At 38.5% G+C, this 17457-nt stretch carries 18 protein-coding genes; 5 read left to right on the top strand and 13 right to left on the bottom strand.

Translation table 11 applies throughout. The features are described 5' to 3' along the window. Positions 1–2: 2 nt before the first annotated feature. Both GYO_RS39090 and secG read right to left on the bottom strand, forming a co-directional pair. A complete protein-coding gene (locus GYO_RS39090) occupies positions 3–743 on the bottom strand; it encodes an alpha/beta hydrolase (RefSeq protein ID WP_014115170.1) in 741 nt (246 codons plus the stop codon). A 130-nt stretch (positions 744–873) separates the two neighbouring features. Then, positions 874–1104, bottom strand: a complete 231-nt coding sequence (gene secG, locus GYO_RS39095; protein WP_003220028.1) for a preprotein translocase subunit SecG — start codon at positions 1102–1104, stop codon at positions 874–876. Positions 1105–1254: 150 nt separating this feature from the next. Between secG and GYO_RS39100 the strand changes: the two genes are divergently transcribed. Further along, positions 1255–2025 carry an alpha/beta fold hydrolase gene (locus GYO_RS39100; protein WP_014115171.1) on the top strand — a complete coding sequence of 257 codons (771 nt, stop codon included), beginning with the start codon at positions 1255–1257 and terminating at the stop codon, positions 2023–2025. A gap of 38 nt (positions 2026–2063) precedes the next feature. Here the strand turns inward: GYO_RS39100 and GYO_RS39105 are convergent, their stop codons facing one another. Continuing rightward, on the bottom strand, positions 2064–2297 hold the full coding sequence (locus tag GYO_RS39105) for a helix-turn-helix domain-containing protein (protein WP_003220031.1): 234 nt from the start codon (positions 2295–2297) through the stop codon (positions 2064–2066). 151 nt (positions 2298–2448) lie between these two features. Here GYO_RS39105 and rghR point away from each other — a divergent pair, with 151 nt between their 5' ends. The 4 genes from rghR (at position 2449) to GYO_RS39125 (ending at position 5557) form a co-directional block, all read left to right on the top strand. Continuing rightward, positions 2449–2856, top strand: a complete 408-nt coding sequence (rghR, locus tag GYO_RS39110) for a transcriptional repressor RghR (RefSeq protein WP_014115172.1) — start codon at positions 2449–2451, stop codon at positions 2854–2856. Between the two features lie 28 nt (positions 2857–2884). Further along, on the top strand, positions 2885–3304 hold the full coding sequence (locus GYO_RS39115) for a helix-turn-helix domain-containing protein (protein WP_014115173.1): 420 nt from the start codon (positions 2885–2887) through the stop codon (positions 3302–3304). Positions 3305–3395: 91 nt separating this feature from the next. Next, the gene (catR, locus tag GYO_RS39120; protein WP_003220037.1) at positions 3396–3722 is read left to right on the top strand and encodes a catDE operon transcriptional regulator CatR; all 327 of its coding nucleotides are present in this window, start codon (positions 3396–3398) and stop codon (positions 3720–3722) included. Positions 3723–3856: 134 nt separating this feature from the next. Next, positions 3857–5557, top strand: coding sequence for a methyl-accepting chemotaxis protein (locus GYO_RS39125; RefSeq protein WP_014115174.1), 1701 nt, complete (start codon positions 3857–3859; stop codon positions 5555–5557). A gap of 40 nt (positions 5558–5597) precedes the next feature. On the opposite strand, the gene GYO_RS39130 is transcribed toward GYO_RS39125, so the two are convergent. From GYO_RS39130 to GYO_RS39175, 10 genes are all read right to left on the bottom strand, one after another. Next, the gene (locus tag GYO_RS39130) at positions 5598–6968 is read right to left on the bottom strand and encodes a HAMP domain-containing histidine kinase (RefSeq protein WP_041521070.1); all 1371 of its coding nucleotides are present in this window, start codon (positions 6966–6968) and stop codon (positions 5598–5600) included. After that, on the bottom strand, positions 6959–7621 hold the full coding sequence (locus GYO_RS39135; RefSeq protein WP_014115176.1) for a response regulator transcription factor: 663 nt from the start codon (positions 7619–7621) through the stop codon (positions 6959–6961). The genes GYO_RS39130 and GYO_RS39135 overlap by 10 nt, the downstream gene beginning before the upstream one ends. A gap of 17 nt (positions 7622–7638) precedes the next feature. Continuing rightward, positions 7639–8409, bottom strand: coding sequence for a lantibiotic immunity ABC transporter MutG family permease subunit (locus GYO_RS39140; protein WP_041521071.1), 771 nt, complete (start codon positions 8407–8409; stop codon positions 7639–7641). A gap of 1 nt (position 8410) precedes the next feature. After that, positions 8411–9166 (bottom strand): lantibiotic immunity ABC transporter MutE/EpiE family permease subunit, encoded by a 756-nt coding sequence (locus GYO_RS39145; RefSeq protein WP_014115178.1) that lies wholly within the window; start codon positions 9164–9166, stop codon positions 8411–8413. After that, entirely contained in the window at positions 9163–9879 is a 717-nt protein-coding gene (locus tag GYO_RS39150) for a lantibiotic protection ABC transporter ATP-binding protein (RefSeq protein WP_014115179.1), read from the bottom strand. Before GYO_RS39150 ends, GYO_RS39145 begins: the two co-directional genes overlap by 4 nt. 13 nt (positions 9880–9892) lie before the next feature. Next, positions 9893–10390, bottom strand: a complete 498-nt coding sequence (locus GYO_RS39155; RefSeq protein ID WP_014115180.1) for a NisI/SpaI family lantibiotic immunity lipoprotein — start codon at positions 10388–10390, stop codon at positions 9893–9895. Positions 10391–10956: 566 nt separating this feature from the next. Beyond that, on the bottom strand, positions 10957–11127 hold the full coding sequence (locus GYO_RS39160; RefSeq protein WP_041521073.1) for a gallidermin/nisin family lantibiotic: 171 nt from the start codon (positions 11125–11127) through the stop codon (positions 10957–10959). A 73-nt stretch (positions 11128–11200) separates the two neighbouring features. Continuing rightward, positions 11201–12526 carry a lanthionine synthetase C family protein gene (locus GYO_RS39165; RefSeq protein ID WP_014115182.1) on the bottom strand — a complete coding sequence of 442 codons (1326 nt, stop codon included), beginning with the start codon at positions 12524–12526 and terminating at the stop codon, positions 11201–11203. Further along, a complete protein-coding gene (locus GYO_RS39170; protein WP_014115183.1) occupies positions 12499–14343 on the bottom strand; it encodes an ABC transporter ATP-binding protein in 1845 nt (614 codons plus the stop codon). Before GYO_RS39170 ends, GYO_RS39165 begins: the two co-directional genes overlap by 28 nt. Beyond that, complete coding sequence (locus tag GYO_RS39175) at positions 14334–17426, bottom strand: lantibiotic dehydratase (protein WP_014115184.1); 3093 nt, start codon at positions 17424–17426, stop codon at positions 14334–14336. The genes GYO_RS39170 and GYO_RS39175 overlap by 10 nt, the downstream gene beginning before the upstream one ends. Between the last annotated feature and the right edge of the window lie 31 nt (positions 17427–17457).

Consider the following 17457-nt stretch of genomic DNA (forward strand, 5'->3'; position numbering starts at 1 on the left):
GATTACCAATCGAGCTTCTCTAAAAATTCATACACATCCTGATGGACGAGGTCACGTTCTTTGTCGAGTGTAATGACATGCCCTGATTCCTCGTACCATTTCAGCTGTTTATCATCAGTTTCCACTTCGTTGTAAATAATATTGGCGCTTTCAGTATTAATCATGTGATCATGACGTGCCTGCACCACAAATGTCGGTGAATAAATCATATCGACATTGTTCCGCACATCGGCAATTAAGTCTTGCAGCGCCTTAAGAGTGTTCATCGGCGTTTTTTCGAATTCCTTCATTTCCTCTTCAATTTGCTCCGGGTTTTTCCCCTCGAATTTTTTGTAATTGCGAGCGTATGAAAGGACGCCCTGATACATGACCTCTTCACTCTTAATGTGCATCGGTGCGCACATTGGAACAATTCCCTTTATGGGTACAGTGTAACCCAATTTCAGCGAAAAAACCCCGCCAAGCGACAGTCCGCAGGCAGCAATGCTCTCATAGCCTTCAGATTTTAAGTATTCATAGCCATCCATCACGTTTTTCCACCAGTCTTCAGGCCCCGTATGTACTAGTTCTTCAGGGGGCACGCCGTGTCCTTCATATTGAGGCGCGTGGCACGTATAGCCCCGTTCATTCAAGTAACGCCCCAGCATTCTTACATCCGCTGTATTTCCTGTAAAGCCATGCAGCAAAAGCACCGCTTTGTCTCCGCCTTTAAATGTAAATGGTTTTGGTGTCACAACTTTCATGCTCATGTCTCCCTTTCTATCTGCACGATCATTTTAGTTTTCCACAGTTTGATCAGAAAAAAACGCTCTGAATATCACCAGAAACGTGAAAAAGGCCTGACTTCACATCAGACCTTATACAAACATTGCCCTATAGGATATAAGCAAGCGCAATCGTTAACACGAAAAACAAGACTGCCAGCACAACCGTGATGCGGTGCAAAATCAAATCAAGACCTCTTGCTTTTTGTTTCCCGAAGAGCTGCTCCGCTCCGCCTGAAATCGCACCAGATAATCCGGCGCTTTTACTGGATTGAAGCAAAACGACAATAATAAGTGCAATGCTGACGATAACCAATAAGGTAATCAAAACCGCGTGCATCTCTTACACCTCCAGACTCACTGGCCTACATTACTTCTATTTTACATGAAAAGGGTTGGCATGTCACGCTGTATCAGACGCCAAAAGGCGGGATAAGACGTATTATCTTGGTTACCCTATTCATATGAAAAGGTCAAAAGGAGAAAAACAATGCCCCTTATCAGCATAGCCAGCAGAAAACACCTTTATTATGAGGAATATGGACAGGGAATTCCTATCATTTTTATCCATCCGCCGGGCATGGGACGCAAGGTTTTTTATTATCAGTGCCTTCTCTCCGAGCATTTCAGGGTGATTTTTCCCGATTTAAGCGGCCACGGCGACAGTGATCACGCGGATCAGCCCGCCTCTATTTCTTATTACGCAAACGAGATCGTGCAATTCATAGACGCTCTGCACATTGATAAGGCTGTGTTATTTGGGTATTCCGCAGGCGGCTTAATTGCGCAGCATATCGGCTTTACCCGCCCGGACAAAGTATCTCATCTTGTTCTGTCCGGCGCTTACCCCGCTGTTCATAACGTAATCGGAGAGAAGATTCACAAGACGGGGATGAATCTGCTCGAGAAAAACGCCGGTTTGCTCATCAAAATCCTTGCTGTCAGCCACACAAAAAACAAAGAACTTCGAAACCTATTAACAGGCCATATGAAAAAAGCGGACCTTGCCCATTGGCATCAATATTATCAGGATTCGCTCCGCTACAACTGCATTGAACAGCTGCCTCATTTACACATGCCAATGCTGTTTATGTATGGCGGCCTTCGAGACTGGACCTTCTCAGCCTCAGGCTATTACCGCAAAGCTTGCAGCCATGCCGAATTTTTCAGATTGGAATATCAGGGGCATCAGCTGCCGACAAAACAATATAAAACATGCAACGAACTGGTGACAGGGTTTGTGTTGACACATCATTCATAGGGATAGAAAACGCTTGGTCTCCTTGCGTTTTCCGCTGTTTATTGACTTTTGTCAATAAAATCATAGTAAAAAAGATCCTCAAATTTCAAATTAAAATAGTGAAGCATTTTACCGATCACAAGCTGCCCCGGCCGTCTTTCTCCATTCAGCACGCGGCTCAGTGTGGCGGGTGAGACTCCGATTTCCAGCGCAAGCTGATTAAGGGAATAATCGTTATTGACCATATACTGCAATACATAATCACGTCTAATCTGTATCTTTTCTACTGGCACTTTCCTCACCTTCCATTCCTGGAAAACTTTTTTCTATACTTTTACATTACGGCTTATGTTAACTTTTGTCAATACTTTTCCAGCCTACCTATTCCCTTTAGTCAATAAACATACTAAAATATGAGTAACAGTGAGGGACGGGGTGAGATACATGGAAAGCTTCGGCAAACAATTGCGGGCATTGCGTGAAGAGAGAAAATTAACAGTCAACCAGCTGGCGACTTATTCAGGCGTAAGCGCAGCCGGCATCTCCAGAATCGAAAACGGCAAACGGGGCGTTCCCAAACCTGCCACCATAAAAAAACTGGCGGAAGCTTTAAAAATTCCTTATGAAGGGCTTATGTATAAGGCAGGTTACATTGAAGAAGTGCATGAAGCCAGGGCTCCTTATGAAACGAAGTGCAAGCTGCTTGAAAAAGCGGAGGCCTATGACCTGAAAAACCTTGCTCTTCTTGAGAACGAAAAGTGGCAATATCTCAATAAAGAAGATTTGCTCATGCTGGATCATTATTTTTCGTTTATTTCAGACGAAGCCAAAAAACGGTCTGCTGATGACTAACCCTTGATAGAAATGTGAGGCGATCACCATGTCACCGTTCGGACAGCAATTACGGGAGCTGCGCCGCGCCCGCAAACTGACAGTGAATCAGCTTGCGGTGTACTCAGGCATCAGCTCAGCCACCATTTCAAAAATTGAAAACGGCAAGCGGGGCACGCCAAAACCTGCCACTATCAAAAAATTGGCGGCCGTACTGAAGGTTCCCTACGAAAACCTGATGGCTGCCGCAGGCCATATTCGGGCCTTTCCAGAAGAAATCCGCGAAGCTTCGGAAAGCTATCAGTCCATATATGAAATTTATCAAACGGCTGTCACTCGAGGAGCGGAGCACCTCCCGATTTTCAATAGCCAAAAATGGGGATATCTCTCAAAGCAGGATATTGAAAATCTCAGCAAATACTTCGATTTTTTAGCCTCGGAAGCAAAAAAACGAACCTCTTCTTTATAATCCCCTGTATCTCTTTCTGCATTTTATCAATCACGCTTGCATACCTTCCCTCGTTATTTGCGTTATAATAGTGTCAGACGAGGTGAAAAGTATGAACCAATCAGAAATGTGTCCTAGATTTGAAAAAGCAGTCGACATCTTGAGTAAACGCTGGGTCGCTTTGATCGTATTTCAGCTCTTGAACGGGTCGCAGCGATTTAGCGAAATTGAAGCAGCACTTCCAAATCTAAGCGGCAGAGTTCTGTCAGAACGGCTGAAAGAACTTGAGCTTGAAGGAGTGGTGAAGCGGGATGTCATCCCTGAAACTCCGGTTCGCATCGAATATTCATTGACCGATAAAGGAAAGGCGTTAGCCCCCATTTTGGGTGAGATTTCTAAATGGGCGACGGATTGGATTGACCCTTCCTTTCTTGACTAATTGCTAAAACGGTTCTGATCTCAAAGGCGAGAAAAGAGCCGTTTTTTATTTTTCATTTTCCAGGTAAAAAAACGATTTCTCAGCCGATATATAGTACATCCACACACATTACGATTTTAAAGGAGACCACTTATATGCGACTGACGATTTCCCGCAAATTCAGCCTGGTATTTTTGACACTGATCCTGATCAATTTACTTGTCGGCGGAATAGGCGCTTTTAATATGCAGCATATCATTCAAAAGACAGATGAAATCAACACAAAATGGATTGACGGCATCAAAGAAATTACATCGATTAATTATTTGACCGAGCATCTCTCTTCTAAAGAAAAGGATTTTCTGATTTTCACAGACAAAAGCAAAATGGATACGCTTGATCAAGAAATGAATCAGATCCTTGAAGACATCAATCAAAAGCTTGATAGCTACGAAAAAACGATTTCCAATGATAAAGAACAGAAACTGTTCGAGGAGCTTCAAAATGAAGTGAATACCTATGCTGATATTCATGCGCAAATTATAGAAAGCGGACGCACGAATGACATGGACAAAGCAAGAGGTTTATTGGTACAGACTGAGGCCAGCTTTGAGAATATGAAAAAATCAGTCACTCAGCTCGTTGACTTTAATAAAGAAGGCAGCAACACAGCGGTAAAAGAAACGAAGGATGTATACCATAAAGGACTCATTTACACGGCTTCGCTTGTGGCAGCTTCGATCATTATCAGCATTTTCATCTGGCTTTATATCACGCGAAACATTGTAAAGCCTATCATTCGTATGAAGGAATCTGCCAATCATATTGCCGAGGGAGATCTGTCGAGTGACATAGAGCCGCTCAATTCAAAAGACGAGCTGGGTGATCTGAACGAAGCGCTGCAAAAAATGGTAGGCAATCTGAGAGATATTGTCGGATACTCCAAAGAAATATCAAGCCGGGTGCTTTCTTCTTCACAAGTGCTGGCAACTGCAACGAATGAAACAAGATCCGGCAGCAAACATATTACCGAGACGATGAACGAAATGGCTGAGGGCTCTGAACAGCAGGCCCAAGACGCGGTGACAATTGCCGAATCAATGAATGAGTTTACAGAAAGCATTGATAAAGCCTATAATCACGGCATCACAATCAGCGATACGTCTCAAAACGTTCTCGAACTCGCAGTGAGCGGAAACGAAAATATGGATACGTCATTACAGCAAATGAAAACCATCCATCATATCGTTCAGGAAGCCGTGCATAAAGTGAGATCACTGGAACAGCATTCTCAGGATATCAACAAGCTCGTTCAGGTCATCAACGGCATTGCCGAGCAAACGAATTTGCTGTCACTTAACGCTGCGATTGAAGCTGCCCGCGCAGGAGAAAGCGGCAAAGGCTTCGCTGTTGTGGCAGAGGAGGTCAGAAAGCTGGCTGACGGCGTTTCTGATTCCGTGCAGGATATTACCCGGATTGTCAACGGCACACAGCAGGAAATCTACACCGTTATTGAATACTTGGAAAGCAGCTTTACAGAAGTCGAAAAAGGAACGGAAAACCTGACAGACACCGGACAAGCTATGCAGCATATCAAACAGTCCGTCACTCATGTTGCAGACAGCATTAAGGAAGTAACGGATGGCCTGAAACAGTTAACAAACCAATCGATTACCATCAATCAATCGATTGAAAATATCGCTTCTGTATCTGAAGAATCGGCCGCCGGCATTGAAGAAACATTTTCAATTACCGAGCAATCCGCCCATTCCATGGATCAAGTGCTCCAGAATGCCGAAGAGCTTGAGCAGCTGGCGAAAGAGCTTAATGAGAAGATGAATCAGTTTACCATTTAAAAATAACCCACGTCCAGATAGGACGTGGGCTTTATTCGTTTCATAAGGGTATTTTTACTCGAACCTCTGCTCCACCCGCTATAGTGTTCCCAAGAGTAAGTTCTCCATTATGTAGATTCACTGCATTTTTTGCAAAAGTCAATCCCATTCCATAATGACCTTTAGAATGACGGCTCTTGTCATCCATATAAAAAAGTTCTGTGGCTTTTTTTAATCCCATTTCCGAAAATCCATTTCCCGTGTCTTTTACAAAAAAATAAAATATCTCAGAATCGCATTCTGCATGTACTGAGACAGTGCCGCCTTCCGGTGTATAATCAACTGCGTTTGTTAAGATATTCAATAATGCCCTATGTAACAATTGCCAGTCTATTTTCGCTTCTTTCATTAGATTTTCTTTTTTGAACGAAATGTTTATATTTTTATTTCCTTTATAGGCGGATATATCTTTCAGTAGGGTTTCTGTCAACTTATCTACAGATGCTTTCTCCAAATGAACAGTTAAGGCATCCTCCGTTTTCGAAAGATGAATCAGCTGATAAATATATTGTTCAATCTGATTTCCTGCTCCAAGAATATACTTTGTATACTCAGCTTGTTCCTCGTTTTGTATTGACAAGCTGAGTAATTCAGCATTCCCCTTAATAATGGTAATCGGAATCTTGATATCATGTGCCAAAGCACCTATTTGTTCTTTCTTGTTTTTTTCTAAACGCCACTGTGCCTCAAGTGAGGACTGAAGGGCATCTCTCATTTCAATCAAGGAGTCAATCACATCATCGAATTCCTTAATATGTGTAAATTCGGGAGTGAATTGCAAATTTTGCTCTTTTATATATCGAGTGATTAAGTTCAATGTCTCAAAATGTTTTCTTAATCTATTCGCAAAGTAAGTTGTTATAATAGAGATAACTATAATGAGCAAGATAATCAATATACAAATACTCGTTAATTCATAATTAGGAAGGTATTTTCTTAGTAAAGGCGAAGTGAAATCTGCACGCAATGAATATTGCAAAACACAATATTCATCGTTTCTTTCTATAACCAAATATCCTTTTTGCTTATAATTGACATATGGTTTTTTTTCAATCTTCTTTTTTACAAGCTGCAAATCTTTTTCTTTAATATTTCCAGCTGTTTTTTGTTTTGTTTCTTTATCAAGGATGGCATATGACATTGTATCAGGAATCATATCAGCAGTTACTTTATCGATGCTTTCCAGCTTCACCGCCAGTTTTTCTGCTTCTCGTTCATTATAATTCGCTGGGTGTGAGAAACCTGTATTCATTGCGATCGTATTCATAAATAAATATAGCAGAGCAAGTATGACCAAACTAATACATAGAGTCACCATATACTTTATCAGTTCTCTAAGAAGTGTTTTCTGCCCCTTAAAACCTATTCCCATTTGTATCCAACGCCCCATACCGTTTTAATGGGGTCTGCATTATGCTCTTTACATTTTTTTCGAATCGTTCGAATAAATTCAGTAATTGTTGAATACAAGGCATTCCCCTCTAATCCATATATCTCCTCATAAATTTGTTCTCTTGAAAAAGTTCTCCCTTTATGTTGAGCTAAAAATTCACAGATTTTATATTCATTTTTTGTTAGGTTGAGTTTGTTGTTATTAATAAATACTTCTTTACTATCAAAATGAAATAAAAAACCGGAGATAACTCTCTTCGATTGATGTTTATCTCTCCGTTCTCTTCTTAAGTGAGCATTAACTCGGGCACTAAGCTCTCTAACGCCGAACGGCTTAGTAATATAATCATCTCCGCCGGTAATGAGGCCTTTTACTATCGCTTCCTCTTCCGTTTTAGCTGTGAGGAATAAAATTGGACAATCAACCAAAGGCCGTATCTGTTTACATAACTCAAAACCGTCAATATCCGGCATCATAACATCAAGCAAAATTAAATCATACCCTTGAAATAAATCAGGCGGCTGGCCTTTAACACGATCTAAAGTGTCAACTTGATGCTGATCACGGCGCAAAATATTTTGTATCAGTACAAGAATATCTTTTTCATCATCGACAGCAAGGATTTTTGCCATTTCCCGGCCCCCTCATACTATTCAAACGTTTTTCTGCCTTCCCATTTACTAAACCATATAAGACTGGCAATGATTGTACATATTATACCAAAAACCATAATCAATTCCCCTGAATTCATTTCATGCATTAACAAAGGATTATCACCTTGATTTACTTCTTTAAAGTGAAGTACTCCATTTAAACCTGACAATCGAATCCCCCAAGCCCACGGGTTAAATTTCCACATCATATCCCCTAATCCAGTGTTCATTAGAGCTGTCATGAGCAGGCCGGCTCCTCCTATCAGGACAGAAGCCCCCATTCCAAACATACAGCTGATAAAAAAGTAAATACAATACAGGACTACACTGCCCGCAACTAGCCAGGCACCACCCATTATAAAAATACCGTAAGACAAATCCGGCACTTTTAAAATAAACTTTAATCCTATTATATAGATGAATAGCGCTAAACCAATAGAGCACAACCCCATGAAAAGCAGCATTAACATTTTACTCACATAAGCAATGACTTTCGGAGATGTGCTCCCTAGTAACACTTGAAATTTCCCTGCCTGTTCTTCTAAGGATGCAGTCATTCCGCATAGCACCCCGATGAGCAGCGGCAATGCTACTGCAACAGCTTCCATAAAAGATTTATACAAGTAAAATTGGCTTTGTTCTCTCCCATAAAAATACAAGATCAATACACATGAACAAACTATAGGAATAATAAAATGCAGCCACATAAAGGAGGTGTGCTTGCTTTTCTGGAAATCAGCTTGTAAACACCTCAAAAGCAATCTCACCTTACATCGCCCCCTGCTTTTTTGTTCTGTAATCGATTGAAGGGGCAAATGAACGGCTGGTTAAAAATGACAGTATCAAAAATAATAGAATAGAAATCAATATAGCAGGAGGGACGACCAGCCAACTCAACAAAGGATCATTTTTTTCAAGCAACAGACCGTTAGGATGAATACCAATAGTTGGACTCATCATTCGAATTGGCCAGCTCCAAGGAATAAACCACCAAAAGGAACGAGATGCCGGCATAATGCCCAGAACGAAGGTTCCTATAAGATTTAACATTACCGCTATTGTAAGCCCCCACTTTTTGGCCACAAATAAACAGAGTGGAATTTGCCAAAGACTTGTCATCCAGAGTAACAAACTCGCGGCAATTGTAGAAAGCGTAATAATGGCAAAATCAGCTATAACGAATCCCATGAGTAACATAAAAACTAAAAATACAATCTGAGATAATAGCGAATAAAACATGATAATTATAATCTTTGCATACCATAATCTCCCTAAATCTATAGGTAATGAATACGTACCATTATAATTAGAAGCCTTTTTTTCTTTTTGATGAGATAAAGAACAAAATAAAGCAATCATCACCGGCATAAATATAATAGACCACCAGTTAAAAGTACCGGATACAAAAAATTGAATGTTCATTAAAAAAGAAAAACCTATATTAAGAAGAGGTACAAAGATAATCATTTTTCTGGAAAACGTCCTCTTAAACTTCAGGTTTTCGGCTTTTATATAATTCATCATCTATCTACACCTTCTTTTTCACGGCTTGACTTTACAACTTCCATAAACAAGTGCTCTAAATCATCAGCCTTGTTTATTTCACCCTGATACCCAAGGTGACCGCCGATGATAATCCCAATATGATCTGCTATTTGTTCGACTTCTGAAAGAATGTGGCTAGATAAAATCACCGTTATTCCTTCCTGAGGAAATGAGCGAATTAGGTCCCTAAGCTCCTGTATACCTATTGGATCTAGCCCGTTTGTAGGCTCATCAAGAATTAATAATTTAGGATGATTTAATAAGGCGATTGCAATTCCAAGCCGCTGCCTCATTCCCATCGAAAACTGCCCTGCTCTTTTCTTTCCAGCATGCTCCATATCCACAGTCTTTAGCACACTGTGAATGCGATCTTCAGAAAGACCGAGCAGCGTGGCATGGACTTTCACATTTTCAAATGCAGTTAAATTATCGTAAAGTGGTGGAGTTTCTATTAACGATCCGATATTTTGTAAATCAGATCGTTTCCATTTATGTCCGTCGAAGAAAACCTCACCAGAAGTCTTCCGTAAAATTCCTGTTAAAATTTTAAGTGTTGTCGATTTTCCAGCTCCATTTGGTCCCAGCAGACCATAAATGCTGTTTTTTTGAACAGTTAATGAAACATCTGAAACAGCTGTTTCTTTGCCAAACTTTTTTGTAAGGCTTTTGGTTTCTAATAGGACTGTACTCATGTCACTCTCTCCCTTATTCCTTTTCATTCTTTATTAAAACCGCTCGATAATACTCACGATTAAACTCAACAATGATTTCATTTTTGGCATCAGGATCCTCGTTTGTACTGTAAACCTTCCCATAGCGTAATGGTTTTTTCTCTCTGATTTCATCCGGGTCATTAGAGATATACGGTTCTTTCAGTTCTTCTTCCGACCATCTCTTTCCATCACCATCTACAAAGAAAGTTTGGCCTATTGCCCCTATTACTTTTCCTTTTTTGTCTTCATCAACTTTATCTTTCAGCTGATAAAGTTTATCGTCATAGACCACTTGATCGAGTTTTCCCTTATCAATCAGGCTCTCCATTGTTTCAGATGTATCGTTTTCATTATCATCAGTAAAATGCATTGTTTTTTTTGTTTCTTCAACAACTTTATCTTTAAACTTTATTAATGATTGACAAGCAGATAACATAAATAAAACAATAAAACAGCCTAAAAGGTTTACACATCTTTTCAAAAACAACATACACCACCTCAATCTTATGAATTTTCCCCAATAGATGTTAAAAAGCAAAAATGGATTCCTTTGCCAATGTGTATCCATGTGAAGATTCTTTTTTACCGGATGCAGATCATTCTAGAATACTTTTATCAAAATTTAATCAAAAAAACATTTCCAACTGGAAACTTTAAGCATTTGGGCGGCTAGCACCACGATCACATGCCAAATAAAAAAAGTGTGATCAGGTCACACTCCTTACTCTAGATGGATCAATCTCATTTATTGATCTCCAAATTAAAATATGATTTTCTTAGAAATATTCTTAACCATAAACCCTATTAAGAACCCTTGAGTCATTCATCCCTTGTCTGTACTTGACGAAGGTTGTTTAAACTTCATTATAGAATTATCCGTTTATCCCCACTGCAATTTATCGATTCATAAAGCTGAATATAAAAAACGGGTGTGAAATATAAACTCTTTCACACCCGTTGCTTTTTACATAGTTTTCATGCCCCAACTCTATGAAAATAAGTATGTATAACGCTCAGAAGTGCAAGGAGTCGGGGCAAAGTGATTAATGGTTTTACTTATTTAGAGATTTTGCAGTTACAAGTGATTGTTTGAAGGAAGCAAGTTTGCAATAGACCAGTTACACACCCTGGTGTACAAACTGACTCACTTTTCCATTGAGGAGTGATTTTTGAGTCTTGCTTAGAGACTTTCACAACATCCAAATCGAAATCATCGAACTTTGACATATTGGTCACCTCCTTTCAATACCTATATAGTAACAGACAAATATCAAGATTTTATCATTTTTTCCTTTTTTTATTAAATTAATAATGCTTTTGTCCACTCTGTTTTTGAGCCTAATTCCATGTTTAATACTCCTAACCCTACACCTACAGCTCCATCCAACAGACCAACGTACTGCAAAGGTACTACTTCGTTCTCTTCCATTGATTCATAGTTATGGAATCCAAAGATATACTCCTTGTCATAGTAGCTCATAATCTTTTGTTTAATCTCTTGAAGCTCTTCCTTAAAATAGTCCTGTCCGGTGAGTTGATTTACGGCAAGCAAAATCTGACCGATACCGTTGTATCCATGGCATATGGTAGGTGAAAAAATTCCCCGTGTATCAGATATTGTGTATCTTAAATTCTGTACTCCGATATTTAAAAGTTCAGTATTATGAAGTGCTTTTCCGGCTTTAACAAGCGCTAGACATACACCTGGTCTTCCATAACACCAAGCATCTCTGCTAAAATTTATTGCGTCCGGCGGAGATCCGTATTGATACTCCTCAAAGCTTATGATTCCTTTCCAAAACAAGCTGTCTTGCTCTTTTTCAGAAAATTCCAGTAGGAAATCCACCATTTTTTCAATCGCTCGTTCTTGGCCCTTTACTTTAATTCCCTGCATGAGTGCTGAAGACAGAACACAAATAGGGCCAGGTATTCCATGTGCTAATCCCATATTAAAGTTTCCGTTTGGATAAGCTTTTTTTTCGATATCTGTAAACTGATGTTCAGATGAAATATGCCATCCAGGAACTTTTTCTCCATCTACGGTAATGTCTTCAGTTAACCTAACCAGATATTTTAAAATATCAATTAACAAATCCTTCATAGCCTTATCTTCTTGAAATAGCAGCAGATAGCTTGCAATTCCGCTGACTCCTTCTATAACATCGTAGTCACTCATATACACTTGCCGCTGGTAAAATTCAGTTAACAATTGAGGTACGACTTCAGCCAAATATTCATTAATACGAGCAATGAAACCATTGTAATAGGTGAAATGTTGCGATAAACAGACTGCTGCCAGTCCAATGCCAGCTGCTCCAGAAAACATTGAAGGAGTATGCAGCCCTTTTTCTTTGATTTCATTTACTAAAATCGATAAATATTGATGTCCTAGGTCGTCCCATCCTTCCTCAGGAAAATGAGCGTGCAATTCGCCATACAGCATACAAATGCCTGGTATACCGTGACTCAAAGCAGTTGACTTCCAAGGTATAAGCGGAACTTCGCCAATATTGCGAAAGTTATCTTTTTGATTCACTATTTCCAGCACTTTATCGTAATTAGAAATTTGACGAGCCATTTCCTTCACAATTTCAACTTCTATCCCTGATACAGCGCCTCTTTCCATTTACTGCCTTCCTCCTCTAGTGGATTCATATAATTCTCGGATTCATCCATCTTTTTATACAGCGGACATGTTTTTAATAGCTCTTCATGTGTGCCTATTCCAACAATTTCTCCTTTATCCATTACAATGATCCGATCTGCAAGTTTAGCAGCAACCAATCGATGGGAAATAAATATTCCTATTTTTTCTTTTGACAAACTGAAAAAAGTATCGAAGGTTTCTTTTTCTGCAATTGGATCCAGCGCAGAACTTGGCTCATCCAAAATATACAAAGAAGCTTCCCTAAAATAAGCCCTTGCCAAAGCAATCTTTTGCCATTGTCCACCGGATAACTGCCTTCCTTCTTCAAACCATAGTCCGAGCTGTGTATCGAATTGATAGGAAGAATGGCTTTTTAAGAAATCGGCCTTCACAATATCGAGAACCTCATGCATTTTGTTTGTTTGATGCAGTTTATCAACTTGCCCGAAACCTATATTTTCTTTTAATGTCATTTCATATTTCATAAAGTCTTGAAATAGTGCTGCAATTTGATTCATATAACTGTCCATATCCAGCTCTTTAATACTTATTCCATTAATCAAAATGTCACCCTGCTGAACTTCATATAAGCCGGTAAGGAGCTTAATGAATGTACTTTTTCCTGATCCGTTTGGTCCAACAATAGCTATTCGTTCTCCTTTATGCAATGAAACGTTAATATGTCTCAGTGTCTGTTCTCCTTGATTGGGATACATAAAGCTGACATTTTGAAAGACAACAGAATGAATAGGCTCAACAATTTGTTTCTTGTGACCTTGACTTTTCTCTTCTTTTAATTCCAGAAATTCATACAATTGATTCATATAGAGATTGCTGTTATATATGGAATAAATGCTTGTCATGATAGATTGTGAGTGGTTTTGCACCAGAGAAACAGATCTGATATAACTCATCACATTACCGACCATAATTTTTCCCGCAAAAGCAGACATGATTGCAACAAATATAATGACAGCTCCAACTAATTGCACTGCAATCTCATATATTAGGTTCAAATAAGTTTTCTTTCTCAATATTTTTGTATCTTGTTCTATAAATGATTTTTTGATATCCCAGTACTTGTTTAATAAATAATCCTTAAGGTTATACAATTTTAATTCTTTAAAAGAAAAGTCATGTGTGAGTATATAGCTGATATACCATGATTTCCTTTCCTTTCCTGCTCGTTTCCAATGTATAAAAAATTCTTGCTGTCCAATTTTCAAGAAATAGAATAGAGAAATCACTGGAATAACTAACAATAACAGTGAGACTTTAGGGTTCCATGACATCAAAAACGCAATTGAAGAGAGCAGGGTCACAAATGATGTGGTCATTGTAATGATGGCCTGAATTATCTGATAGGGTTTATAGCTGATTTCTTTGGTTACCCTTTCTAATTTGTCGTATATTTCTGGATTTTCAAAATCCTTCAGGCCTAAATTACTGCTCTTTTTCATGACTTTATAGTTTAGTTTATAACCAATATTTAATTGGAATTTACCATTATAATATTCAGAAATCTGAGAGATGAGCTCCGCACAAAATGATACCCCAAGATATGTCAAGAAAATGGTGATAACGATTGAAACATCTTTTCGGATAGTCACAAGGGAATTAATCAGTTCTTGTGAAATATATAGTGAAACAATTGGCAGGATACCGGTAATAATACTGAATAAAATCAACTTTAAAAACAGTGACCTTTCTAAGGTGAAAATCAATTTGATAGTCCTAGGCATTTGTTTCATGATAAACAGCAGCTCTTTTAGCTTCAGTTGTTCCTTTACTTCCATGCCAAGCTACCATTCATCTTTTGATATCGTTGTGCATATAAAGAATGTCTGCAAAGTGTAAGAATTTTATTTTCTAGTTCTCTGTCGGTTCCGAATAAACGATTGCAATGCAGGTGGATGACACTTCCTATACGTGAATAAACCGCATCTTTGTTATCAAATGCCGTTTTGATTAAACCTGCATAATGAGCTGCAGCCATTTTTCTTACTTTCAAAATGTCATGCAACATTCTGCCATCACTTGTTTTCTTGAGATTATCCCAATCTCTATCAGAATTGCACATTTCAATATACATTTCTCTATCCTTTTTAAATTCAGTACGATACTCGTTCTGCAGAGAATTTCTCTCTAAAAAAGTTAACTGCTCTTCAAACGTAAGCTCGAACTGTTCTAAAAACTGTATAACAGAAACCATGCCTGCAATTTCCTTGCTTATCTCAATATCCTTCATCCGGTGCATTCTGATTATCGTTTCAACAGCTTTGCTGTCTTCACAGAAAAGCTGTTCTGCAGCTTCCATTAGGCTTAGCCCGCCATATCGCTCTACCTCCCGCTCGTATTGGGTGATAACAGACTCTGAAACCAGCCCTTTTTCTCTTAAGCTTTTCAGCCAATTCAATAATTGGGGAAACAAGCTGTACAGCACTTCGGCTTTCCCATTAAATCTAAGTCTTATATGAGGCTTTGGATCCCGATACCTCATAAAGAAATGTCTGACTGGATATTGATCAGAAATCTGGTTATAAAAATCTGCTATTTCAAAAGCAATTAGCTCTTCTTCTCTTGTTTGTTTACAATAAAGCTTAATAAACAGCCAATCTTCAAATGGCATTTTTATTCTGTCGGTTCCACTTTCCTCTATTGCGTTAAGAACCGGTAAATACAATGGTTTTTCTGGTTGTTTTCTGAGCAGCGGAACGACGATTTCTCCCGAATAGACATTTTGGTTTCTATCCATTAACGCATCTACATCACGCTCAGCAGCCACAAGTTGCAATGGCTGGTTATGGTCCGTTTTTTTCAGTTCCCAGAAAAAAACGTCCAAAGTACGATCATTCTCTATATCAATTAATAACCGATTATCTGCGTTAACGATATAAAATGTTTGCGGCAGTTCATAAGTACGATGAAATTCAAAAAAAGCAGATTTCACCTCTTCTATTGATGAATTCGAGTGCATGCTTAAATCACTTTTGTATATTAGCCATTGTTCACACGATAAGATTATTTCTTTATATTTGATTTCAGGAATATACTTGAAATCACTATAGATGCCAAACCACGGGAAATCATTCCATTTTCTTTTACCGTCTCTTGAAATCTCTAATAAAAATCGTACAGCGTTGGTCATTAATAAAGGATTAAACATATGATTTGATTCAAAAGACAGAATTTCGCCAGTTGTTTTATGTCTAGCATAAAAGATATGGTCTTTATTGATTCCAATTAGAACATCTTCAGCTTTGACAGAATCATGGAGATGCAGAGCACTGTTCGTAAAAAGAGACATCTCTTTTTCTCGGTAGCTAACATTTCTTGTTACATTTCCAGACCTAGTTTGATTAGGCACAATACTCAGTTCACAAACTTTCGCATTACTCTCTGTTAACTCTTTCTCCTTGTTATGTAAGGTCTTTATGATGTCACTGATTGAATCAGACATATGAGAAAATCTTCCAAATGTTTTCCCTGCGCGGGTAGATCCGACGTTGGGGCCTAAATAAAGCATAACTCTGCCATTACGTAATTTAACAAAGAAATTGAGTTCAAATGATAATGGAATTTCTTCATCAGCAATTTCAGAGTTGCAAATTCTATGGAATGTTTCGTCGTCTAATTGAATTGGAGCTTTCTTTCTAACTGATTCAAAGTACTTTCTCATGAAAAATTGTTTCATTTCCGGTGAAAATTGCTCCGCAAATGATGTTTCTTCGAAGAATTCATTAGCAGGATTCGTGTAGGTAGCAGGCGCACCGATACCAGTGTTGGAACAAAGCATTTCTAAAAGCGGAACTTCTCTTTCATATCCATAGCGTTCCAAAAACACATTTTTGTACTTTTCTAAGTGGTCTAATTTCTTCGCAGAGGGAGAAGCCATATAAGTGAACATGCTTGCCAATTCACTTATGGCAAGAGATGTTTCATTATCTAGTTGAATGGAGGAGTCTGCTAATCCAGCGTCTACTTGCAGAGGAGATGATGCCTTTATGAATTTATTCATTGTTTCAATCAGATTTAAATACTGATGCTCTCCCTCTCCAATAGTGATCCGATTATATGCATCTATCTGATATTGAATGTTCTTACAAGCCTGAATGAGCTCATCTGGAATATGGCTGCTTTCTGCTTGAGCAATTAAATACTGAAATTGATCTGAAACAGTCATCGGCGGCCGTAAGTTAGATATAAGGAACTCTTTGTCAATCAGGTCTGCTACGTACTGATTAATTTTATTGATTGGAGTATTTGGATAGTTATCTATCAAACAACGGATAATCTCTTGATATGCAGCAGATTCACCACAAAGTTCATTTATCAAATAGAAAACCGATGTCGCACGAACACTAACTTCTTCAGATTTTCCATCTGTGCTGTACAACAAGTAAGCCCGGTCACCTTTAATATAACAAGCGGAATTTAATGTAAAAGAAAGTCGGTCAGTGTATTCGTTTTCCAGTTTTCTAATTAATTGATAGAGCCACTCAAAATCAACACGAGCCTTTTTGTAAAATGAATGTTGATTAAAAGATAATTGGTTTTTATCGGAAAAAGACCCTATACCGACTGAAGAAAAAAGGCCAAAAGGTGTTGTTCTTGTTGCTCTTCTTGTTGCATACTTCAAAATTGCCTGCTGAAAGTTCCGCTTTTTTTTCCCTTTTAATTTATCCGGCGCTTGCAGGAAAGTATTTATTGTTTCATATAGTGTCTTGCTAGATACCAGTATTTGTTCCCGAAATAATGAATCGTTGCAAAGGTCATGTAATAACTGATCGATATCCTGCGAGTTCCCATTTTTTAGGTCATGATGTACTAAAGGAACCCGAATCATATAATGATCTGTAGGTGTATATAAGGATTTCATATTAGTCTATTGCCCCCCATATTTATCCACT

This window comes from Bacillus spizizenii TU-B-10 (assembly GCF_000227465.1).
GTDB classification, from domain to species: Bacteria; Bacillota; Bacilli; order Bacillales; family Bacillaceae; genus Bacillus; species Bacillus spizizenii.